General features: G+C 39.5%; 21 protein-coding genes and 1 pseudogene. 18 read left to right on the top strand and 4 right to left on the bottom strand.

From position 1 onward, the window contains the following. Positions 1–8: 8 nt before the first annotated feature. The 7 genes and pseudogenes from ahrC to GSM42_RS19115 all read left to right on the top strand — a co-directional run bounded on the left by ahrC (position 9) and on the right by GSM42_RS19115 (position 8,285). The gene (gene ahrC / locus GSM42_RS19080) at positions 9–455 is read left to right on the top strand and encodes a transcriptional regulator AhrC/ArgR (protein ID WP_160803144.1); all 447 of its coding nucleotides are present in this window, start codon (positions 9–11) and stop codon (positions 453–455) included. Between the two features lie 13 nt (positions 456–468). Next, complete coding sequence (gene recN, locus GSM42_RS19085) at positions 469–2,166, top strand: DNA repair protein RecN (protein ID WP_160803145.1); 1,698 nt, start codon at positions 469–471, stop codon at positions 2,164–2,166. Between the two features lie 133 nt (positions 2,167–2,299). Continuing rightward, positions 2,300–4,480, top strand: a complete 2,181-nt coding sequence (spoIVB, locus tag GSM42_RS20855; RefSeq protein WP_338055340.1) for a SpoIVB peptidase — start codon at positions 2,300–2,302, stop codon at positions 4,478–4,480. A gap of 157 nt (positions 4,481–4,637) precedes the next feature. Then, a complete protein-coding gene (locus GSM42_RS20860) occupies positions 4,638–4,901 on the top strand; it encodes a site-specific integrase (protein ID WP_237446711.1) in 264 nt (87 codons plus the stop codon). A 1,330-nt stretch (positions 4,902–6,231) separates the two neighbouring features. Next, positions 6,232–6,705 (top strand): recombinase family protein, encoded by a 474-nt coding sequence (locus tag GSM42_RS19105; RefSeq protein ID WP_338055341.1) that lies wholly within the window; start codon positions 6,232–6,234, stop codon positions 6,703–6,705. A 103-nt stretch (positions 6,706–6,808) separates the two neighbouring features. Then, positions 6,809–6,973 (top strand): annotated as a pseudogene (locus GSM42_RS20865) (sporulation initiation factor Spo0A C-terminal domain-containing protein); the annotation flags it as partial. A 181-nt stretch (positions 6,974–7,154) separates the two neighbouring features. Beyond that, complete coding sequence (locus GSM42_RS19115; protein WP_160803146.1) at positions 7,155–8,285, top strand: hypothetical protein; 1,131 nt, start codon at positions 7,155–7,157, stop codon at positions 8,283–8,285. A gap of 81 nt (positions 8,286–8,366) precedes the next feature. Here GSM42_RS19115 and GSM42_RS19120 read toward each other — a convergent pair whose 3' ends face one another. The 3 genes from GSM42_RS19120 to GSM42_RS19130 all read right to left on the bottom strand — a co-directional run bounded on the left by GSM42_RS19120 (position 8,367) and on the right by GSM42_RS19130 (position 10,034). After that, positions 8,367–8,603: a hypothetical protein gene (locus tag GSM42_RS19120; RefSeq protein WP_160803147.1), complete on the bottom strand. Its 237-nt coding sequence runs from the start codon at positions 8,601–8,603 to the stop codon at positions 8,367–8,369. Between the two features lie 111 nt (positions 8,604–8,714). Beyond that, positions 8,715–9,659 (bottom strand): superoxide dismutase, encoded by a 945-nt coding sequence (locus tag GSM42_RS19125; RefSeq protein ID WP_160803148.1) that lies wholly within the window; start codon positions 9,657–9,659, stop codon positions 8,715–8,717. Between the two features lie 81 nt (positions 9,660–9,740). Next, complete coding sequence (locus GSM42_RS19130; RefSeq protein WP_160803149.1) at positions 9,741–10,034, bottom strand: DUF2627 family protein; 294 nt, start codon at positions 10,032–10,034, stop codon at positions 9,741–9,743. 208 nt (positions 10,035–10,242) lie between these two features. Between GSM42_RS19130 and yqiS the strand changes: the two genes are divergently transcribed. The 7 genes from yqiS (at position 10,243) to lipB (ending at position 17,823) form a co-directional block, all read left to right on the top strand. Continuing rightward, positions 10,243–11,169, top strand: coding sequence for a phosphate butyryltransferase (gene yqiS / locus GSM42_RS19135; protein WP_275402179.1), 927 nt, complete (start codon positions 10,243–10,245; stop codon positions 11,167–11,169). A gap of 11 nt (positions 11,170–11,180) precedes the next feature. After that, positions 11,181–12,287, top strand: coding sequence for a Glu/Leu/Phe/Val family dehydrogenase (locus tag GSM42_RS19140; protein ID WP_160803151.1), 1,107 nt, complete (start codon positions 11,181–11,183; stop codon positions 12,285–12,287). A 189-nt stretch (positions 12,288–12,476) separates the two neighbouring features. Next, entirely contained in the window at positions 12,477–13,886 is a 1,410-nt protein-coding gene (gene lpdA / locus GSM42_RS19145; RefSeq protein ID WP_160803152.1) for a dihydrolipoyl dehydrogenase, read from the top strand. A gap of 65 nt (positions 13,887–13,951) precedes the next feature. Then, positions 13,952–14,890, top strand: coding sequence for a thiamine pyrophosphate-dependent dehydrogenase E1 component subunit alpha (locus tag GSM42_RS19150; protein WP_160803175.1), 939 nt, complete (start codon positions 13,952–13,954; stop codon positions 14,888–14,890). Between the two features lie 17 nt (positions 14,891–14,907). Further along, positions 14,908–15,891: an alpha-ketoacid dehydrogenase subunit beta gene (locus tag GSM42_RS19155; protein ID WP_160803153.1), complete on the top strand. Its 984-nt coding sequence runs from the start codon at positions 14,908–14,910 to the stop codon at positions 15,889–15,891. A 19-nt stretch (positions 15,892–15,910) separates the two neighbouring features. Then, positions 15,911–17,149, top strand: coding sequence for a dihydrolipoamide acetyltransferase family protein (locus GSM42_RS19160; RefSeq protein ID WP_160803154.1), 1,239 nt, complete (start codon positions 15,911–15,913; stop codon positions 17,147–17,149). A gap of 29 nt (positions 17,150–17,178) precedes the next feature. Further along, the gene (lipB, locus tag GSM42_RS19165) at positions 17,179–17,823 is read left to right on the top strand and encodes a lipoyl(octanoyl) transferase LipB (RefSeq protein WP_160803155.1); all 645 of its coding nucleotides are present in this window, start codon (positions 17,179–17,181) and stop codon (positions 17,821–17,823) included. Positions 17,824–17,910: 87 nt separating this feature from the next. Here the strand turns inward: lipB and GSM42_RS19170 are convergent, their stop codons facing one another. Next, entirely contained in the window at positions 17,911–18,087 is a 177-nt protein-coding gene (locus GSM42_RS19170; protein ID WP_160803156.1) for a hypothetical protein, read from the bottom strand. 136 nt (positions 18,088–18,223) lie between these two features. Between GSM42_RS19170 and GSM42_RS19175 the strand changes: the two genes are divergently transcribed. From GSM42_RS19175 to GSM42_RS19190, 4 genes are read left to right on the top strand one after another with little or no spacing between them, the layout of a single operon-like run. Continuing rightward, the gene (locus GSM42_RS19175; RefSeq protein ID WP_160803157.1) at positions 18,224–19,789 is read left to right on the top strand and encodes an acyl-CoA mutase large subunit family protein; all 1,566 of its coding nucleotides are present in this window, start codon (positions 18,224–18,226) and stop codon (positions 19,787–19,789) included. A gap of 15 nt (positions 19,790–19,804) precedes the next feature. After that, the gene (locus GSM42_RS19180; RefSeq protein ID WP_160803158.1) at positions 19,805–20,206 is read left to right on the top strand and encodes a cobalamin B12-binding domain-containing protein; all 402 of its coding nucleotides are present in this window, start codon (positions 19,805–19,807) and stop codon (positions 20,204–20,206) included. A 2-nt stretch (positions 20,207–20,208) separates the two neighbouring features. After that, positions 20,209–20,625, top strand: coding sequence for a methylmalonyl-CoA epimerase (gene mce / locus GSM42_RS19185; RefSeq protein WP_160803159.1), 417 nt, complete (start codon positions 20,209–20,211; stop codon positions 20,623–20,625). Positions 20,626–20,628: 3 nt separating this feature from the next. Then, complete coding sequence (locus GSM42_RS19190; RefSeq protein WP_160803160.1) at positions 20,629–22,170, top strand: acyl-CoA carboxylase subunit beta; 1,542 nt, start codon at positions 20,629–20,631, stop codon at positions 22,168–22,170. Positions 22,171–22,451 lie beyond the last annotated feature (281 nt).

Below are 22,451 nucleotides of genomic sequence, written 5' to 3' on the forward strand. Positions count from 1 at the left end.
CGATTTTTATGAAAGCACAACGTCACATTCGAATTAGGGAGATAATTGCTAATAAAGATATAGAGACACAAGACGATTTAGTAGCAGAATTAAAGCTTGCTGGGTACAACGTAACGCAAGCAACTATCTCACGAGATATTAAAGAATTACATTTGGTAAAAGTTCCACTTAGTAACGGAGAATATAAATATTCTCTGCCTGCTGACCGTCGTTTTAATCCATTACAAAAATTAAAACGATTGTTACAAGAATCTTTTGTTGGTGTGGATTTTGCTGAAAATCTTGTAGTGATGAATACATTGCCTGGGAACGCACATGCAGTAGCAGCATTGCTCGATAATTTGGATTGGGATGAAATACTTGGAACGATTGCAGGAGATGATACGATTCTTATCATATGTCGTTCCAAATCAGTAGCAAAAGAAATTGTTCAGCGGTTCTTAGACATGTTGTAGGGGAAGATGTGTGATGCTAAAAGAACTGTCCATTCATCAATTTGCCATTGTAGAAAACATCAATCTGACTTTTGATCAGGGTTTTCATGTGCTAACAGGGGAAACAGGGGCAGGGAAATCCATCTTAATTGACGCACTCGGGCTGGTCATTGGAGGCAGGGCTTCCAGTGATTTTGTTCGACATGGCTCTCAAAAAGCAGTGATCGAGGCTAGTTTTGATTTCCCTAAAGATCATCCTGCAATCCGTTTACTAAGTGAATGGGATATTGATATGGAAGATGAATATCTTCTTATTCGCAGAGAAATTGCAGTTAGTGGGAAAAGTACTTGTCGTGTCAATGGTCGGATGATCACATTAGCAATGTTAAAACAATTAGGAAGTAATTTGATTCAAATTCATGGTCAACACGAGCATACAGGGTTGTTACAGGTGGAGGAACATCTCGCGTGGTTGGATCAGTTTGGTGGAAAAGATCTTATACATAAACGAAATGAATATCAACAGCTATATCAACAATATCAGGAAATAACAAAATCCATCACCCAACTAGATCTTGATCAGCAAGAAATGGAAAGACGAATTGATATGTTGCAATTTCAAGTTGCCGAAATTAAAGATGCTCGCTTGGTAGCAGGGGAAGAAGAAACCCTGTTGGAAGAGGAGAAACGCCTTGCAGGTGGAGAAAAATTGATCTCTCGAGTTTCCAATGCTTATCAGCTTATGTCTGGGGAAGGTGGCGGAATCGCCCAGTTGAGGAGAGCTGTTGCTTACTTACAAGAAGTAGAAGACCTTGATCAAATTATCCAAAATACTTTAGAAAATATGGAAGCTGCCACATTTCAGTTGGAGGAAGCTGCTAGAGATTTGGACATTTATCAGGACAGCTTGGATTTTTCTCCAGAAAGACTATATGAGGTACAAGATCGGCTGCATATGATCCGCCAATTACAGCGTAAGTATGGGGAAACAACAGCAGAAATATTAGATTTCCAGAGAAAAGCAGAAGAAGAATTAGAACAGTTGTTAAATGTAGAGGAAAACAAAGATCATTTATACATCGAACAAGATAAAATTCGAGACCAAATGCGAACAACAGCAAATGAGTTGACAAGTCTGAGAAAACAAGCTGCTTCTCTATTGGAAGTGCAAGTCGAAGCTCAACTTTCCGATTTAATGATGGGCTCTAGTGTATTTCATGTTTCTTTTTATCCAAATCAATACCAGAAAGAAACTTTTACAGCGTATGGGCTGGATCATGTAGAATTTCAACTCTCACCAGGTCCTGGTGAACCCCTGCGATCGTTAGCAAAAATTGCATCTGGTGGGGAACTTTCACGAATCATGCTGGCTCTTAAATGCATTTTTAGTGGACGTGATCAAGTGAATACCCTTATATTTGATGAAGTCGATACAGGAGTTAGTGGTCGAGCTGCGCAAGCAATCGCAGAAAAAATTGCTACATTGGCAGAAAATAATCAAGTTTTATGTGTTACTCACTTGCCACAAGTAGCATGTATGGCTGATGTTCATCTATATGTATCAAAAGAAATTACCGAAGAAAAGACAAGCTCAGGTGTAATTGTTTTAGATAAAGCTGGCAGAATCATGGAGTTATCTCGAATGCTCGGCGGTGCAGAGTTAACAGCAAGAACGAAACAACATGCAGCCGAAATGCTGTTTCTTGCAAATAAAGTAAAAGCAAAACAATAACAGGAAATGTTCCAAACTGTATTCTTAGGAAGGAAGCATTTGTAACTTATAAGTGATCTCGTTCACGGGTAAATTAATGTCACAGCCATCTCAAACGCGAAGGAATAGGTAGAACTCGCAGGAGAGTGGTATTGTGCAGCAAAATCGGTTGAAGAGAAGTATAGGTCTCATCTTAGTCCTTCTCCTTGCAGTAGTTAGTCTATCACCAACTTGGCAGGAATTCTTGGCTTTTCCTAACATTGTTCGCATGGTTAATGGGGAACTATTAACAAAACCAACACATTTGCCTGTTCATTATAGTACCAATGGAGACGGTACTCATTATGCTACCCTTAACATTGGACATATACCCATCAAACGAGCAACTGTGAAAGTCGTCCCCCCTGTGAAAGTTATCCCAGGAGGCCAATCAATTGGGATTAAATTAAAATCCAAAGGAGTTATGGTCGTTGGACATAATTTGATCCATACTTCATCAGGTGCTGTTTCCCCGGCAGAAAAAGCAGGGATTCAGGTGGGAGATACGATCCTTACCGTAAATGGGCAACCTGCTACTAGTGTCAAAATGATTGGTTTACTTGCAATGGAAGCAGGAAAAGCAAACAAAAAGCTTCATTTTACTATTCTCCGAGACAACAAACGGCTACGGATCACGTTAAAACCAGTAAAGGATCAAAAGGAACAGATGTATCGAATGGGGATGTATGTCCGTGATACTGCAGCCGGTGTTGGTACATTAACTTTCCTCGAGCCAGTAGAGCATAAGTATGGAGCACTGGGACATATTATCTCAGATGTGGACACAGGACTGCCTATCGCAGTGGGACATGGGAAAGTTCTTCGTTCACATGTGACATCTATTCAAAAAGGATCATCTGGTGAACCAGGCGAAAAGCGAGCTATTTTTACAGATGAAGATCAAATCTTAGGTAATATTGTTCGAAATACTCCATTTGGTATTTTTGGTCGAATGAACCAATTACCAAATAAAGGGATATATAATTCGCCTATACCTGTCGGCTTACAAGAGGAAGTAAAAGAAGGTCCAGCGAATATACTAACGGTGGTAAATGGTCAAAAGGTAGAATCATTCAAAATACAAATCGTAAGTGTAAATAAACAACGTTCTGCTTCAACAAAAGGATTGATTATAAAAGTGACAGATCCACGACTCTTAAGCCTTACCGGGGGAATTGTGCAAGGGATGAGTGGAAGTCCGATTATACAAAATGGTAAAATTATAGGTGCGGTGACACATGTATTTATAAATGATCCTTCTGCAGGTTATGGAACTTTTATTGAATGGATGCTAAAGGATGCGGGAATACAGAACATTGCGGATACCTTAACAGGTGCCGCTTTTTTCTTTAGTATGCAAGAAAGCATAGATAATTATTTATTACATAAATGCAGCTCTTGTTTACTGATACGTTCGAAAATGGGTAAGTTTTTTATGGTAATTATAGGAAGAAGGAAAGAAGAATTCATTTGTCGAAACTGTAATGTAACAGTTTTGGCGGATAAGGGGGAAAGAAATATGATTCAGTTGATTATTGCCGATGACAATCGGGAATTTACGCAAATATTAAAAGATCATTTTAACAGTCAAGAAGACATGGAAGTGCTTGGTGCAGCTCACAATGGTGGAGAGGTACTGGAATTACTAAAGGAACAAGTACCTGATGTATTGGTATTAGACATCATTATGCCCCATTTGGACGGATTGGGTGTTTTGGAACAACTGCAAGAAATGAACCTCCAACCACAACCAAAGATTGTCATGCTAACTGCATTTGGTCAAGAAAATATTACCCAGCGTGCAGTTGAATTAGGAGCTTCTTATTATATTTTAAAACCATTTGACATGGATGTTTTAACAGAACGGATTCGTCAAATGACCGGACAAGCTTCTCCAACTACAGCTCGGGTACGTACTACGATCCCTGTTCCATCTCGATTGGGAAACTTGGATGCCAATATCACAACTGTCATTCATGAAATTGGAGTACCTGCACATATAAAAGGATATTTATATCTGAGAGAAGCTATTACGATGGTATACAATGAAGTGGACTTACTAGGTGCGATTACCAAAACATTGTACCCTCGGATTGCAAAGAAGTTTAATACCACTCCTAGTCGTGTTGAAAGAGCCATACGCCATGCTATCGAAGTTGCTTGGAGCAGAGGTAACATGGATTCGATTAAAAATTTATTTGGTTATACGATCAATGTTGCCAAAGCTAAGCCTACCAATAGCGAATTTATCGCGATGGTTGCAGATAAACTAAGGATTGAACATAAGATGGCTTAACTGAGTGATAACGTGATTTTTGGCAAGAAGCATTATTAGAATATTAGCGCAAGTATACCAACTAATATCCTATTGCTGCCAACGAATATATGAAAGCGGTTTAACTATACACCAACCTTTACTGGAATATCCGCTAAAAAGGTTGGTGTAATTTATTTTGGGCAATTTTAGCTTCCATATAGATAATATTATCCTCTACTGTTCTGCTAAAAATCTTTCAAGAAAGACTCTAGCTAGTTACGAACAGACATTAAAGCTCTTTGGTATTAATCTAAATCGTGAATTTGATTTTACCAAAGTAAAAAAGCTCACCCCAGCCCACGTTCGGCACTACATCAAATATCTACATGACGTGGAAATGCACAGTTATGACTATGTTAAAACAGGACAGGTTAGTCATCCAGAGACACGATTACAATAAACCAATTAGTGATACAACAATTGCTACGAAATATCAAAGTGTTTCCTTAATTTCATGTATTAAGAAAGCGAAATAGCTATTGATATTGCAAGGAAGATTGAGAACATCAAGCCCAAACGAAAGATAAAAACGTTACTTAGTCGATTGGATATCGACAAAGTTTTAAGAGCTTTTGATACTACTACTTTAGGTTTTCGAGATTGGATAATCACACGATTGTAATTGGATACGGGAATGAGGTGGGAGAATGTTTGGACCTGAAGCCTGGAGACATTGATTTTAAGCATAAGGCAATCTTAATACAGAACCCAAAGAAAAAAATACAACGTTATGTCTATTTCTCCATTAAGACATGAAGACATTAAAAAAGCTGGCTATTGTACAGGGATAGGTATTCAGATACTGTCCATTTGTTCGCGACAATAAGGGGAACAGCTCTCCAAGTTAGGAACTATGATAAGACTTTGAAAATGATGGAGATAAAGTAAGGGTTTTGATTCATCCTCACCAGTTGAGAAATAACTTTGCAAAGTATTATCTGCTCAACAATGGAGACTGGATTAGTTTATCTCGTATTTTGGGACACAGTAGTGCAGAAGTAAGGCAGAGGGCGTACTTAGATTTTACGAACGAAGAGATAAGATAGGAATACCAAAAGTATTCTCTTATCGATTTTTTGAACCTTTAATTAAACCATCAACACAAATAAAAAAGCCGACTAAGAGACAAAACCTCTAGCCAACACGTTAATACATAAGATTTTAAATTATAACACCTTAGGTCTAAAAATAAAAGAGTGATATGGTCGAAGGTATGCTTGATGGTTAACGGGATTCCTTAGCCAGCTAAGGAGCACTTACACATATATGAAAAACACATCAAATGCAGAATATGTTAAATTCTAATCTACTTAAAAAGTATAGAATACTCTGTATATGTATCAATTACATGATTGTGCATATAATTAGAATGGAAAAATCACAAATAACCATCATTATATAGGGTCAATATGCAATTCATTCTTATCATAAATACCATCAATAAATAAACTAAATTTTGTATAATTTTAGATTGATTTTTTAAAGTTCAAATAACAGGATACGACAAAACGATATTATTCGTGTACTTGTAAGCATTAAAACAAAAACCCTTATAAATAAAGGGTTTTGTTTATTATTGATTTTATTAGAATGGAGATATAATCCATTGAACTGCCATTTGTGCCGCTTGTGCCATAAATGACAACCTTCTTCTATTAGGAAAGTCATATTTTATTATATATTATGTATAAATCACCTATTTATTGTCAGAAAAGTGTAAACTCTAAGAGGTGAAGAGAAATTTTCTAATAATCCTAAATAATACTATATTACAAAGCGGTGATACTCTTGTTGTAATGAAACTTGATAGATTGGACTGTAACGTAAGAGAAGGAATAGAAATCGTTGAAGAATTATTTACTAAAGGAGTTAAGGTGCATGTTTTAAATGTTGATCTACTAGAAAATACTACTATGGGCAGATTCTTTCTTCAAACAATGTTAGCTGTTGCAGAGATGGAAAGGAACTTAATTATAGAAAGAACTCGGGAAGGAAAAGCAGCAAAACAAAGACCAGATTTCAAGGAAGGAAAACCACGCAAGCAAAGTAAAGCACAAATAAGCCATGCTATGGAACTCCTAAACAGTTATTCATATACAGAGGTTGAGAAGATGACGGGCATAAGCAAAGCAACTCTTACAAGAAGGAGGAGAGAATATAAGACTTTTAAAAAATCAATCATAAATGATTTGTTAAAACTGTAGATTTGACTATCCTATCTGACTATTGTAAGAATTAACGAAAGAATAACAACTAAATATAAGAGGCTATAAATGTTGAATATAGTTTTATCGCTTTAATCACGTTAGAGCCATTCGTCATGTGCAATTGAAGTCGCTTGGAGCAGGGGGATATGGATTCCATTAAAAATTTATTTGGTTATACATCAATGTTGCCAAAGCTAAACCTACCAATAGCGAATTTATCGCGATGGTTGCAGATAAACTAAGGATTGAGCACAAAACGGCATAAAAATGCAAAATAAAATGCTAATATTTGAAAATGTATCCCCTTTCATTTTAAAGGGGTTTTTTAAATTTTTGTAAATAAAACGAAAAGGAATTTGATTGTGAGTATAGGTTTACACTATAATGTGTGTAAGACCAACTTGGTCATATATCGTGATCGACCCATATATAGAGAAAGGTTTACCATGGGTGTTCCTGGTGTTGTTCAGCCTGGTCCGGAGCTTTGTGAGGAAGCTTGGCTTCGCTTCGTCGAGGCACTGAAGGAGGTCAATCCTACTTTCAGCGGTCATGACATCATCGATCTGGCGATGGATGTAAGCAAGCGTCATCACAATTTCACCAGTGCCAAGAGGTATGAGTACGAAGAGGCTCTTCAGGTTGTCACCTCCCTTTTTGAAGGGATGAGTCATCTCAGTCGGGATATGATGCTCGATTACATCGGTCGTCATGAGGATATCTTTTCAAAGCTTCCTCATTTCAAGTCTATCCTTAACGCTATCCGTAGCGACTGTGGCCTTGCCACAGTGGATGAGACTGGTCCATTCTTCATGCTGGCATTCTTTGGAGAGCATGCTAAGCGAGATTTCTCGAAGATGGATACGACGAAGCATGAGTATCCGCTGCTTCATGAGATCGACAGTAAGGCCGGGTGCTTTATGCATCTGGATGACTGGGCAGCTGCGCTGGCGGCGATGGTTGATTCACTTGTGCGTAAGGTGCACGCAAAGAAGAGCATTTCCAAGAAGGACCGGGATAAGAAGAAGCGCATTGAGCGGTTCACCCGGTGGCTTTACCGTCGTCAGCTGAACAAGATGAAGAAGCAGCTCAGTCCGGAGATTCAGCAGATGCTGTTCCTGGATGCTCCTTATCTGCTGGGTTACAACAGGCAGAAGGGCTATGCACCTCATCTGGAGGATTCGCAGGCGCTGAAGAAGTATGAGTCGGTTCTTACTCGGGATGAGGTGAGTAGCAGTATTCTCTTCTTTCTGCTGTGGGACATCATCTTCTTCAACAACCCGGTTATGCGGTGGGCTTCTCATAAGCTCGGTCTGGATGACAGCGAGGCGATTGGTAGCAAGGTCGAGTCTATGTCAGCGAGGCGTGGAGTCATCTCTATGACCTCGATGGGCAATCTGTATAACACTTACCGGCATCATCTGGAAGGCGTTCGGGGGCATCTGTTCCTCCGGGAGCTTATCTGGGCGACTGGCGGTGGACTGATCAGTGCTGGTCTTGCTTTCGGCCCCAAGCAGAGGATTCCGATGGAAGTTCTTCTTCCTCCGCGGGATAAGAAGTCCGAGCTGACCGCAGTGTAAGTTAGATAGAATAATGGGTTAAATCCCAAGAAAACGGCCGGTTCGTTCCTGAAAGGAATGGACCGGCCGCCAGCATATATTTCATCTTATTCTCGCGAACTCTTTTCGCATAAGTAGGTGTCGATGTGACTGCTTTGCTTCCCGAATCTTCAAAAAAATTTTACCAGCTTCATTGTATTGTTCCCCGATAAGAGCTCGTTTATATGCTCTCTCTAATGGTGCAACTACATCTTTGTAATAAATATTTGCTTTGTTCGTAAAACGTCCTTTAGCTGCACGTTGGTTTTCTTTCTCTCTTGTTCTTCTTTTTTTGCTCATCCATTCTCTACCCCCTTTTATACGAGAACAAATAGTAGGGTATATTTTTATACATATATGATGTAAATATTTCCACGATTTCTATTTGTTTTTATTATATATCACCAGATTCTAATAAGGTGTCCATGCCAGTTTTTTTGCTTTGCGATAGCGCTTTTCTACTGCGGGCCAATATACGACATTCCACCAATTTTTAATATATTCTTTGCGTTTGTTAGGATACTTCAAATAATAAGCATGCTCCCATACGTCTAAAGGCAAAAGCGGAATCACATCCCATTGGGAAAGGTTTTGATGTTTTTCTGCTTGTAATATTTCTAATCGCTGGGAACGAGGACTATAGACAAGGATTGCCCACCCTCCGCCTTCCACTTTTTCAGCTGCCTGTGAAAAATGCTTTTTAAATTGATGAAAGCTGCCAAAATCACGACATATATCTCTTTTTAAAGAACCGCTTGGTTCGCCACCTCCATTTGGACTCATAACTTCCCAAAATAAGGTATGTAAATAGTGTCCAGCACCATTAAAGGCAAGTTCTCTTTCCCAATGCTTTACAAGGTCATATTGATTGGTAACTCTTGCTTTTTCTAACATTTTTTCTGCTTTGTTCAGATCTTCGACATATTTTTTATGGTGTTCGTCGTGATGAATATACATCGTCTGCTCATCGATATATGGTTCCAAGGCATTGTAAGCATAAGGGAGTGGAGGTAATTTGTGCTGCCCAATAGGGACTGGATCATAGACATGAGTTTCGCTTGTCTCTTCATCACTCAGATAGGCATTTGTATAGAAAGGGGCGAAGTTCTCTTCTTGAATAGAAGCGTATTCTTTCTCGATATCGACTAACTTCTTCAGATATTGATAATAACTATTTGGATCAGGGGTGGAAGAATTAACTTCAGCTTCTAATTTCTTTAGTCTTTTTTTCAATATTTGATGGGAACTATTGTCAAGTTCATATGGGTCTTGCAATAACCAGTTTTGATGAAAACGAATTGTTTCTAATATAGGTTCTTTTAACCATTTTTGATACCACTCTTGGTAACTGGACATATCTTGAATCCCTCCCAATAGGAAAATATGCCAGAAGTGTATCAAGCATGCATAAAAAAGATCCTTTTTAAAAAAGGATCTTTATACTTTATCTAAGAAAGCATGTTTTTCTTTTTTATATTTATCTGTTTTCTTTAGCAGCTTCGGTTGGATTTTGTTACGCTTTTTGTCACGGTGAAAAATAAACCCACCAACAATAAACAATCCGAGTAAAAAGAGGATGAGACCAATAATAAATGTTAAAATGGGAAATGTTTCTCCTGCCGCAGTGGAGAAAAGAATATCTCGCATGAGTGTCCATCCATATACACTGAGTGCACCTGGGATACACATGAGAACAATGGCTATAAGTCTCTGTAACACTTGATTTTGCATGTTTGTCACCTTCCTATAATCACGGTATCATTTTACTTCAATTCCGGCACAATATCCACCTGTGTGGTATGATAGGAGTGTTCTATTTTCGATACATAATCGTTTACAAGATGTAACAATTCTCTTGTTTCAAGAGGGATGACGTATCTAAAAAACCCTTTTCGCGAACGCTATGAGTAGCAATCAATTGGAGAAAAGAGGAATGGTTTTGGGTAAGCTGGCTACTTTTCAAGAAGTACTTTCACAAGCAGAAGCGCTTCCGCCCGTAACAGTAGCAGTAGCAGCTGCTGATGATCAGGAAGTCTTAGAAGCAGTATTAGATGCCAAAAAACACGGAATTGCACAGTTTGAGCTCTATGGGAAAAAAGCAGAAATTGAGCGGATTAGTGCGGAAATAGGTCTTTCGCTTACTGCTACAGAAGTTATTATTGATACCCCAACCGTGCAAGAGGCGTGCAGCGGTGCAGTATTAGCTGTGAGAGAGGGAAAAGCAGATGTTGTGATGAAAGGTATGGTACAAACTGCTGATTTCCTAAGAGCAATTTTACATAAGGAAAAAGGATTGCGAAGTGGGAAAGTGCTCAGTCACGTAGCGACATTTGAAGTGCCTGGTTATGATCGACTCATCCATGTGACAGATCCTGCTTTAAATGTAGTTCCAACACTTCCAGAGAAAGCTCAGATTGTCGAGAATATCGTTGAACTTTGCCATGCACTGGGCTGTGAGGAACCAAACATTGCTGTTCTTGGAGCAGTTGAGGTGGTTAACCCTAATATGCAGGCAACGTTAGATGCTGCTGCTTTGGCGCAAATGAATCGTCGAAAGCAACTCAAAGGCGCTGTTATCGACGGACCTTTTGCGTTGGACAACGCTGTTTCAGTGGAAGCTGCCGTCCACAAAGGAATCGATAGCCCTGTTGCAGGCAGAGCTGATGTGTTGTTGGTTCCTGATATAGAAGCAGGTAACATTTTGTACAAGTCGATGGTTTATTTTGCGAAAGCTAAAATTGGTGCACTTGTACTTGGTGCCAAAGCTCCTGTTGTGTTAACATCACGTGCAGACTCGGCAGAAGCAAAACTTTATTCTATCGCATTAGCAGTTGTCCAAGCAGCAAATTTAAATCGTAGGAAATAAAGGGGATTCCCATGAAATTGTTTGATCGATTACAAGAGAGTAACTATGAGCAATTGGTATTTTGCCAAGATGAGATTTCAGGTTTAAAAGCAATTATTTGTATCCATGACACAACCTTAGGTCCTGCACTAGGCGGTCTAAGAATGTGGAACTATCCATCAGATGAAGAAGCAATCGTAGATGTGTTGCGACTTGCTAAAGGAATGACATACAAAAATGCCGTCGCTGGGCTAAACGTCGGCGGAGGAAAAGCTGTAATTATTGGGGATTCACGGAAAGATAAAAGTGAGGCTCTTTTTCGTATGTTCGGCCGCTATGTAGAAGGTTTAAATGGACGGTATATAACAGCAGAGGATGTAGGGACAACAGAAAGTGACATGGAATTGATTCACTTAGAAACCAGTTATGTTACTGGCTATTCTTCCGCATCTGGATCAGCTGGTAATCCATCACCAGCTACTGCTTTTGGGGTTTATCAAGGTATACGAGCTGCAGCGCAAGAAGCTTTTGGCAGTTCTTCTCTAAAAGGTCGTACTATTGCAGTACAAGGAGTTGGGAATGTAGCCTTTCGCCTATTAGGTTATTTGGCGGAAGAAGGTGCAAACTTGATCGTAACAGATATTCATGAAGAACAAGTAGCTAGAGCAATCGTAGAATATGGGGCATCTTCTGTTTCTCCAGATGAAATATATGATGTGGAATGCGATATTTATGCTCCTTGTGCATTGGGTGCAGTGATCAACGATAAAACGATAGATCGATTGAAATGCAAAATAGTGGCAGGGGCAGCAAATAATCAATTGCATGAGACTCGGCATGGAGAATTATTACAACAGAAGGGTATTTTATATGTCCCAGATTATGTGATCAATGCGGGCGGCGTCATTCATGTTGCAGATGAACTTACTGGGTACAATGAAGAACGTGTGATGCAAAAAGTAGCAGATATTTATGATACAGTGTTAGATATATTTGCTATTTCCAAACGAGAAGGGCTTACTACGCATTTGGCAGCAGATCATCTCGCAGAAGACCGAATTGCCAAAATGAAACATGTACGCAGTCGTTTTAATCGAAATGCGAGGCATGCATTGAATTTAGAAAAAAGCACAAAGTAGTTTTTACAATAAAACAAGCCCAGCCTCTTATAAGGATTGGGCTTGTTAGGTTAATTTGTTTTACGATAAAGGAAACTGTATAGCTGAGCTGTCTTCTATACATAAGTTAGATCAAGGTTGATGCTGCCTTCAAAGGTCAGCGAAATCATTTTTCTTCAGAAACTTTGAAATACAGAAAGAAGTGGGTGCATGACACAACATTATGACTTGGTAGTAGTAGGTGGAGGTCCTGGAGGCTATGTAGCTGCTGCACATGCTGCCGAAAAAGGGATGAAAGTAGCTGTAGTAGAAAAGGATAAAGTAGGTGGAATCTGCCTTCATAAAGGTTGTATTCCGAGTAAATCATTGCTAAAGAGTGCAGAGATGTACCAAGCGATGAAAGAAAGCACATCATACGGTATAGAAGCATCTCATGTAAGGCTTGATATGGAATTGGTACAAAAAAGAAAAGAAGAAGTAGTAGCCAATTTATATCGAGGTGTAAATAATTTGTTGCGTGGACACAAAGTTGATGTATATCATGGTACTGGCAGATTAATGGGTCCTTCTATCTTCTCTCCATTAGCTGGTGGTGCAATAGCGGTAGAAAAACAAGAAGGAGAGGCAGAAATGCTTGTTCCTAAATTTGTGCTGCTTGCTACTGGGTCGCGTCCACGACAGTTGCAAGGTTTAGAAGTTGATCATGAGCATATTCTTACTTCGGATGATGCGCTTGAGTTAAAAGAATTGCCTGCTTCGATGTTGATTGTTGGAGGAGGAGCTATTGGTGTCGAGTGGGCATCCATGTTGAGCGATATGGGTGTGCAAGTAATACTAGTGGAATATGCGGATCGGATCTTACCACTGGAAGATGAAGAAATAAGTAGAGAGATGAAGCGCGTATTGGAAGAGAGAAATGTAACGATATGGACTGATTCTAAAGTTGAAGAGCATAGTGTGCACATGGATGAGGGGCAAGTGACCTTAACTATTTTGCATCATGATTCAGCTACAGAACATACCATCACCATTAATCGAGTACTAGTTTCTGTAGGAAGAGACGCCAATATAGAGGATTTAGGGTTGGATAATACCAATATTCAAGTTGATCGTGGGATTATACAAGTGAATGATTCCTATCAGACAGAGGAAGCGCATGTTTATGCGATAGGAGATGTAATCGGAGGATATCAACTAGCTCATGTAGCATCCCGTGAAGGAATATTGGCAGTGAACCATATGTTAGGGGAGAAAATCGAGTTACTTAACCCTAGCCAAGTACCTAGATGTACATATAGTCGACCAGAAGTAGCGAGCATTGGATTGAGCGAACAAGCTGCGAAAGATCAAGGGTATGAGGTTGTTACGAGTAAATATCCTTTGCGTTACCTGGGTAAGCCTCTTGTTTATGGTAATACACAAGGTTTTATCAAAATAGTTGGAGATAAGAAATCACAAGATTTGCTTGGGGTACATTTGATTGGAGTTCAAGCAACAGAGCTGATTTCAACGGCAAGTTTGGCGAAGTTTTTGGATGCTTCTCCTTGGGAAATAGGACAGGTTATTTTTCCTCATCCAACCTTTTCTGAGGTATTTGGCGAAGCGGCAAAATCATTTTAAATAAAAAGGAGGGGTTATGGTTGAGACATGAACAATTAGGATTAACAAATGAACAAGTATTAGAAATGTATCGATATATGTTGTTATCTAGAAAAGTAGACGAGAAAATGTGGCTATTAAATCGAGCAGGGAAAATTCCTTTTGTCGTTTCCTGCCAAGGACAAGAGGCGACGCAGGTAGGTACTGCTTACGCCTTAGATCGAGAAAAAGATTGGTTATGTCCCTACTATCGCGACCTAGCTATGGTTTTACTATTTGGACAAACAGCCAAAGATCAAATGTTATCTGCATTTGCAAAAGAAGGTGATCCAAATAGCGGAGGCCGTCAAATGCCAAATCACTTTGGTGATCGTCGATTTCGAATTCTTTCCGGTTCCAGTCCCGTTACGACTCAAGTTCTTCATGCAGCAGGAGTAGCTTATGCAGGGAAAATTACTGGAGAAAATCCTGTTGTATTAACTTCATGCGGAGAAGGATCTAGTAACCAAGGGGATTGGCATGAGGCGTTGAACTTTGCAGGTGTACATAAGTTACCAGTGGTCTTTTTGGTTGAGAATAATTTATACGCCATATCCGTGCCATTGAATAAACAACTGGCTGGAGAAAATGTCGCTGCTCGTGGACAAGGGTATGGAATGCCAGGGATTCGTGTGGATGGCAATGATGTATTTGAGGTTTATGAAGTAATGAAGCAAGCAGTAGAACGTGCGAGAAAAGGAGAAGGTCCTACTTTAATTGAAGCGGTATCCTATCGATTAACTCCACACTCTAGCGACGACGACGACCTTGCTTATCGCACAAGAGAAGAAGTAGAAGAAGCAAAACAGAAAGATGGTTTATTTGTGTTGGAAAAATATATAGATGAGCACGAATTATGGACAGATGAGATTAAAGAGGCGATGAAGCAAGAGATAGATACAGAAATTACTGAGGCGATTAAATTTGCTGAAGCAGCACCTCATCCAGATCCTGCTGATTTGTCCAAGCACGTTTTTGCTAGATAGAGAGAGGAGAAAAAGATATGCCAGTAATATCCTATATTGATGCTATTACAGAGGCAATGCGAGAGGAGATGGGCCGTGATAAGCGTGTTTTTGTCTTAGGAGAAGATGTTGGAGTACGTGGTGGTGTTTTTCGTGCAACCAATGGATTAATCGAGTTGTATGGAGAAGATCGTGTCTTAGATACACCTTTGACGGAATCAGCGATCGTTGGTGTTGGTGTTGGGGCAGCAGCCTATGGTCTCCGACCTATTGCAGAAATCCAATTTGCTGATTTCATTATGCCAGCAATCAATCAAATCATCAGCGAAGCTTCAAAGATGAGATATCGATCCAATGGGACATGGGAGTGTCCCATGGTTATTCGCGCTCCTTATGGAGGGGGAATACATGGTGCTTTGTATCATTCACAGAGTGTAGAAGCATTGTTTACAGGAGTACCAGGTTTAAAAATAGTTGCTCCAAGTACACCCTATGATGTAAAGGGTCTGTTACTATCATCTATAAGGGATAATGATCCTGTTCTTTTCTTTGAACATAAAAAACTGTATCGTTTTATCAAAGATGAAGTTCCAGAAACGGAGTATACCATTCCAATTGGGAAAGCTGATGTGAAACGGGAAGGTTCGGATGTTACTGTCATTACATATGGATTAATGGTGCATTACACATTGGAAGCTGCGAAGAAACTTGCTGAAGAAGGTGTTGATGTACATGTATTGGATTTGCGTACATTGATTCCGTTGGATAAAGGAGCTGTTTTAGAAGCAACCAAGAAGACAGGTAAAGTACTTATTGTACATGAAGATAATAAAACTAGTGGATTTGGCGCAGAAGTTGCAGCAGTTATAGCCGAAGAAGCCTTCTTTGATCTAGATGCACCTGTTGGTCGTTTATGTAGCCCAGATGTGCCATCCATGCCATATAATTCAAAGCTAGAGAAGGCATTTATGCTAAACCCTGAAAAAATAGCTGTTGCCATTCGCGAATTAGCAGAACTGTAGTTGATGAGGAGAGGGAAATATGACTATTGATATTGTCATGCCTCAATTGGGTGAAAGTGTTACCGAAGGCACGATCTCTAGATGGCTAAAAAAGCCTGGAGATCTAGTAGAAGAATACGAACCAATATGTGAAGTAGAAACCGATAAAGTGAATACAGAAATACCTTCCTTGTTTAGTGGAACAATGGATCAAATATTTGCAGAGGAAGGGCAGACCGTGGCAGTGGGCGAAGTTATTTGCCAAATGCAAACAAGTCAAGAGAATGTTTCGTCTAAAGTAGAGGCCAAGGAATCTGCCAAACAGACCAATCAGGATACAAAAGAGCAAACAGATGTTGTCTCTATGAAACACCGATATTCTCCAGCAGTTTTACGCTTAGCTGAAGAAAATCAGATTGAGCTTAGCTCATTAACAGGCAGTGGCAAAGGAGGGCGAATTACCCGTAAAGATGTTCTCCGAGCAGTGGAAAACAAAGAAAAACAAGTTCCAATAGAACAACCGAAATCACATTCCTCTTCTTTTAGTGAAAAGACACAGATTCAAAAAGAGCAACCAATTGTACTTGGAGATGACAAAGTAGTTCCTGTCTCTAGTATTCGTCGAACGATTGCCGAGAGAATGGTTAAATCCAAGACAGAAATTCCACATGCATGGACAATGATGGAAGCGGATGTTAGTGGATTGGTTTCCCTTCGCAATAAGTACAAAGAAGATTTTGCGGCCAATGGTATCCCATTAACATTTATGCCTTTCTTTATAAAGGCTACTGTGGATACCTTACGAGAATTTCCCTACGTGAATTCCGTTTGGGCGGAAGATAACATTATCTTAAAAAAAGATATCAATATCTCCGTTGCCATTGCTGCAAATGAGGCATTGTATGTGCCAGTTATCCATCAAGCAGAAGAGAAAAATATTTTTGGGATTGCTCGATCTTTGCAACAATTGATTCATAAGACTCGTACAGGTAATCTTAGTATTGCGGATACAAAAGGCGGCACCTTTACTGTAAATAATACAGGTAGTTTTGGTTCGATAGCATCCCAGCCAATCATCAACCAACCTCAGGTGGCGATTCTTTCTTTTGAATCCATTGTAAAAAAGCCAGTGGTAATTGATGATATGATCGCAATTCGACAGAGAATGAATCTGTGTCTCTCTTTGGATCATCGTGTATTGGATGGGCTGACTGCAGGGCAATTTTTAGCTAGAGTAAAAGAAAGATTAGAATCTTATCAAGCAAATACCCCATTATGAAAATTTCGTGAAGAGAAGAGTGTGTCATCATGTTTGAGGTACAACGACTAGGTACAGTAGCATACCATCCTACATGGGATGATCAAAAGAAACTAGTTCGAGCTCTTGATGAGGGCCAAATCAAAGATCAGCTTCTCTTGCTGGAGCATCCTCATACAGTAACCATGGGTAGAGGAAGTCATATGCAAAATCTCCTCTTGTCTACGCAGGATTATCAAGCAAAGGGAATAGATGTAGTAGAGATTGATCGTGGTGGAGATGTTACCTACCATGGACCTGGTCAATTAGTTGGTTATCCTATCTTTTACTTGGAAAATCAAAGACACGATGCTCATTCCTATTTACGAGATTTGGAAGAAGCATTGATTGTAGCAATATCCAAATTTGGGATCGTGGGTGAGCGTAAAAAGGAACATACGGGTGTTTGGGTGAATGATGAAAAAGTAGCAGCTATTGGAGTCAAATTTCACAAAGCAAGAAAAAAAAGAGGGTACATCACCAGTCATGGATTTGCCTTAAACGTAAACACGGATCTGCGTTATTTTTCTACTATTGTTCCTTGTGGCATTACCGAATATGGGGTAACTTCTCTATCTCGCATTTTAGGGAAAGAAGTAGAGATGGATATCGTCATGGAACATGTCATTGATTCGATGAGGAAAGTTTTTATATAAAAACCGCGGTAAAATTTGTTTTACCGCGGTTCCATCAATCTTAGTATCTGTTGTATACGTAGATAAGAAGTATACCTATCTACCCGCTTACTGAATCCCAATAAATAAGTCATAGAGGGAGAGAAGAGTAACAGCTACCACACCAAGTGTGAATACTCCCCCAATATAAAAACCAGCTGAATTACCAGTCCGCTTGTTGTACATGGTACCTATGATTGCAAGAATACTGGTGATAACAAGTAGTGGGACCATAAAATATTCCATAAACTAATTTCACCTGCTTTCCGTAAACATCCACATAGATGAGTATACTCATATTTGAAATAAAAAAACAATCCCAAAACCATTTTTTAAGACTCGTTAGGAGAAGGTTCTTCTTATACCAATGGAGGAATGACAAATGGAACGTAAAAAGAGTTTTGAAACGCTTTCTGGTATTCCATTAAAGACAGTATATGACGAATCAGATTCACCAAAACATTTACCTAAACCAGGTGAATTTCCATATACAAGAGGGATTCATAAAAATATGTATCGCAGTAGACTCTGGACGATGCGACAATATGCTGGATTTGGTTCAGCGGAAGAGACGAATAAACGTTATCGATATTTATTAAAACAAGGTCAAGCGGGTTTAAGTGTGGCTTTTGATCTGCCAACCCAGATTGGCTATGATTCTGATGACTCGATGAGCATAGGGGAAGTTGGTAAAGTTGGGGTTGCTATTGATTCACTAACGGATATGGAGAAATTATTTGAAGGAATTCCATTAGATCAGGTTAGTACATCCATGACAATTAATGCTCCAGCATCGATACTGTTAGCGATGTATATGGTTACAGCTGAGAAACAAGGTGTGGACCCTAAAAAAATTATGGGTACGATTCAAAATGATATTTTAAAAGAATATATTGCTCGTGGAACCTATATTTTTCCTCCGAAACCTTCTATGCGATTGATTACAGATGTATTTCAATATTGTATGGAACATACTCCTCACTTTAATACGATTAGTATCAGTGGTTATCATATACGCGAAGCAGGTTCAACAGCTGTTCAAGAAATTGCATTTACATTGGCAAATGCAATTGCTTATGTAGAAGCCGCTGTGAAAGCTGGCTTAGATGTGGATCAGTTTGCTCCAAGGCTCTCTTTCTTTTTCAACGCACACAATCATTTTTTGGAAGAAATCGCAAAATTCCGTGCTGCTAGACGGATGTGGGCTACCATTATGCGTGATCGGTTCCATGCAAAATTACCAAAATCGATGCAATTGCGGTTTCATACCCAAACAGCAGGTTCTACTTTAACAGCGCAACAACCAGATAACAATATTGTACGAGTAACTTTGCAAGCGCTTGCATCTGTGCTAGGAGGTACCCAAAGCCTGCACACCAACGCAAGAGATGAGGCATTGGCGCTTCCCACAGAAGAGTCTGCGAGAATAGCTTTACGTACGCAACAAATAATCGCACACGAAAGTGGAGTTGCTGATACGGTAGATCCTTTTGGTGGATCATATGTCATTGAGAGCTTAACCGATGAAATCGAAGAAGCTGCTGGGTCGTATTTGAAACAGATTGAAGAGTTAGGTGGCGCTGTTGATGCAGTAGAGCAAGGCTTTATGCAACGCGAAATCCGCAAAGCTGCTCTTGCTACTCAGCGTGACATCGAGTCGACTGAACAAATTATTGTTGGAATGAATCAGTTTAAGATAGAGCATGAAGAACCTCCAGAATTATTACGGGTAGATCCAGCATTATCTGATAAGCAAATAAAATCATTAAAAAAAATAAAATCAGATAGAAATAGCGAAGCTGTACAAATAGCACTTCAACAATTACAACAGGCAGCAAGCCAAGATGATAATTTGATGCCATTTATTTTAAATGCGGTTCGTGTATATGCGACAGTTGGCGAAATATGCAATTCCTTGCGCAAAGTATTTGGAGAATACACTGTTTAGAAAAGGAGCAACTCGATGCGTAAACCAATTCGTGTATTAATTGCAAAACCAGGTTTGGATGGACATGACCGTGGAGCACTGATTATTGCCCAAGCACTGCGGGATGACGGGATGGAAGTGATATACACAGGAATCAGGCAGACACCTAGTCAAATTGTAGCGACAGCTATTCAAGAAGATGTAGATTTGATTGGATTGTCCTGTTTGTCTGGTGCGCATAATGAACTTTTTTCGGAAGTTGTGCGCTTATTAAACGAACAGGGTGCCCCAGACATACCTATTTTTGCAGGTGGAGTAATACCTGCATCAGATATTCCTTATCTCAAAAAAATTGGGATTAAAGAAGTTTTTCCTCCAGGCAGTACCATCAAAGAAACAATCGCATTTATCCGACAAATGTTTTCGATGGAGGGATAGATTTGAGCATACGGAAAATAAGTCACATCGGAATAGCAGTCAATTCCCTTGACGCGTGGATACCGTTTTATCGAGATATACTAGGTCTTGCATTTTTAGGAGAAGAGGTTGTGGATAGTGAACAAGTGCGAGTAGCTTTTTTTCAGATAGGTGAAAGCAGAATTGAATTACTCGAACCGACGGATGACAGCAGTGCTATCGCCAAACATATCGAAAAAAGAGGCGAAGGGTTTCATCATATAGCTTATGAAGTGGATCATATTGAACAAGATCTGGAGAACTTGCAAAAGCAAGAAATTTCGCTCATTCATCCTGTCCCGAAAAAAGGAGCTCATCAAACCAAAATTGCTTTTCTTCACCCTGCTTCAACTGGAAAAGTTTTAACAGAGCTTTGTGAATCCCTAATACAGGAGGATTAACTGATGCAGAAAAAAATTGATGAACTAGATCGCAGACGTGCAGAAATAGTCGCAGGTGGCGGCGAAAAACGTATTGCAGCTCAACACAAACGAGGAAAACGAACAGCTCGTGAGCGAATTGAGATGCTGTTAGATGAAGGCTCGTTTGTAGAGTTAAACCCATTTGTACAACATCGAATGACTGCTTTTGGTATGGATAACGAATCAGCACCTGGTGAGGGGGTGGTGACTGGCAGTGGGAAAATAGATGGCAGGCTAGTTTATTTATTTGCACAAGATTTTACGGTTTTTGGGGGAGCCCTAGGAGAGATGCATGCGATGAAAATTGCTCGTATCATGGATTTAGCAGCACAAAACGGAGCTCCAATAATTGGATTAAATGATTCTGGAGGTGCTCGGATTCAAGAAGGAGTACTTTCCCTTGACGGTTATGGGCATGTTTTTCGACGTAATGTTTTATATTCAGGAGTAGTCCCACAAATTTCTGTTATTCTAGGTCCTTGTGCAGGAGGTGCAGTCTACTCTCCAGCTCTAACAGACTTTGTATTTATGGTAGAACAGAAAAGCCAAATGTTTATAACAGGACCAAAAGTAATTGAAACCGTAACCAAAGAGAAAATTACCGCAGAAGAACTAGGTGGCGCCAATATTCATGCTAGTCTTAGTGGAAATGTACACTTTACCTCCCCTTCTGAAACAGAAGTTTTTGAAAATGTTAGTAGGTTATTAAAATATTTACCACAAAACAACACAGAATTACCTCCTGAACAAATGGTGACAGAACAAGATGATTGGATAGAAGATTTAATAAATGTAGTTCCAACAGAAGGAATGAAAGCCTACGATGTAAAAAAAGTAATAGAGCGCATTTTTGATAATGGTGACTTTTTAGAAGTACATCAAAAATTTGCTCGTAATCTGGTTGTTGGATTTGCCCATTTAAATGGAAAATCGGTAGGAGTGGTTGCAAATCAACCAAAATTTATGGCAGGGGGGTTGGATATTGATGCATCTGACAAACTAAGTCGTTTTGTCCGGTTTTGTGATTGTTTTCAAATACCGCTCATTACGTTTGTGGATGTCACTGGTTTTTTCCCTGGCGTGAGTCAAGAACATCGCGGAATTATTCGACATGGAGCAAAAATCTTGTATGCATATACGGAAGCGACTGTTCCAAAGATTACCGTGATCCTGCGAAAAGCTTATGGAGGAGCATATGTGGCACTCAATAGCAAGTCAATTGGTGCAGATATTGTTTATGCTTGGCCATCTGCTGAAGTAGCAGTAATGGGACCAGAAGGTGCAGCCAATATTATTTTTCAGCGTGAGATCGATCAGAGCAATACCCCAGAAGAGATGAGAAAAGCCAAGATAAGTGAGTACAAAGATCAATTTGCGAACCCTTATGTAGCTGCTGCGTACGGTATGGTAGATGATGTAATTGATCCGAGAGAGACGAGACTAAAGTTAAAGCAATCGTTAGAGATGTTGGAGCACAAACAAGTTGATATGCCTAGGAAAAAACATGGTAATATCCCCTTGTAATAATTCTGTAAAGTACGTATAATATAAATGTAATAATATGAGCTGTCCTACCTACATCCGAGATGAAAATCAACTAAATTTCAAATAAATAACTGTACCTGTTCGTTTTAATCTGAGCAAATCTCCTCCTAAACACAATATAGGAGCATATTCGTATTTGCGAAAACATGGTCTATTCGATTGGGGGACAAAAGAAACGTGATTTTAACTATTCAGAGAAATCGAAATAAAAGCTATGTTATTGGTGTCATAGCATATAACAACAGAAAGGAGAGCTACAT

The sequence above is a fragment of the Shimazuella alba genome (genome assembly GCF_009831235.1).
GTDB lineage: Bacteria > Bacillota > Bacilli > Thermoactinomycetales > Thermoactinomycetaceae > Shimazuella > Shimazuella alba.

Bases quoted from the DNA above. Each gene is read 5' to 3' on its own strand.
- GSM42_RS19125 (WP_160803148.1), bottom strand. From the start codon at position 9,659: ATGTCCAGTTACCAAGAGTGGTATCAAAAATGGTTAAAAGAACCTATA.
- recN (WP_160803145.1), top strand. From the start codon at position 469: ATGCTAAAAGAACTGTCCATTCATCAATTTGCCATTGTAGAAAACATC.
- lipB (WP_160803155.1), top strand. From the start codon at position 17,179: ATGTTTGAGGTACAACGACTAGGTACAGTAGCATACCATCCTACATGG.
- GSM42_RS19180 (WP_160803158.1), top strand. From the start codon at position 19,805: ATGCGTAAACCAATTCGTGTATTAATTGCAAAACCAGGTTTGGATGGA.
- GSM42_RS19155 (WP_160803153.1), top strand. From the start codon at position 14,908: ATGCCAGTAATATCCTATATTGATGCTATTACAGAGGCAATGCGAGAG.
- GSM42_RS19120 (WP_160803147.1), bottom strand. From the start codon at position 8,603: ATGAGCAAAAAAAGAAGAACAAGAGAGAAAGAAAACCAACGTGCAGCT.
- GSM42_RS19130 (WP_160803149.1), bottom strand. From the start codon at position 10,034: ATGCAAAATCAAGTGTTACAGAGACTTATAGCCATTGTTCTCATGTGT.
- GSM42_RS19170 (WP_160803156.1), bottom strand. From the start codon at position 18,087: ATGGAATATTTTATGGTCCCACTACTTGTTATCACCAGTATTCTTGCA.
- GSM42_RS19140 (WP_160803151.1), top strand. From the start codon at position 11,181: ATGAAATTGTTTGATCGATTACAAGAGAGTAACTATGAGCAATTGGTA.
- ahrC (WP_160803144.1), top strand. From the start codon at position 9: ATGAAAGCACAACGTCACATTCGAATTAGGGAGATAATTGCTAATAAA.
- GSM42_RS19160 (WP_160803154.1), top strand. From the start codon at position 15,911: ATGACTATTGATATTGTCATGCCTCAATTGGGTGAAAGTGTTACCGAA.
- GSM42_RS19190 (WP_160803160.1), top strand. From the start codon at position 20,629: ATGCAGAAAAAAATTGATGAACTAGATCGCAGACGTGCAGAAATAGTC.
- GSM42_RS19115 (WP_160803146.1), top strand. From the start codon at position 7,155: ATGGGTGTTCCTGGTGTTGTTCAGCCTGGTCCGGAGCTTTGTGAGGAA.
- GSM42_RS19175 (WP_160803157.1), top strand. From the start codon at position 18,224: ATGGAACGTAAAAAGAGTTTTGAAACGCTTTCTGGTATTCCATTAAAG.
- lpdA (WP_160803152.1), top strand. From the start codon at position 12,477: ATGACACAACATTATGACTTGGTAGTAGTAGGTGGAGGTCCTGGAGGC.
- GSM42_RS19150 (WP_160803175.1), top strand. From the start codon at position 13,952: ATGTATCGATATATGTTGTTATCTAGAAAAGTAGACGAGAAAATGTGG.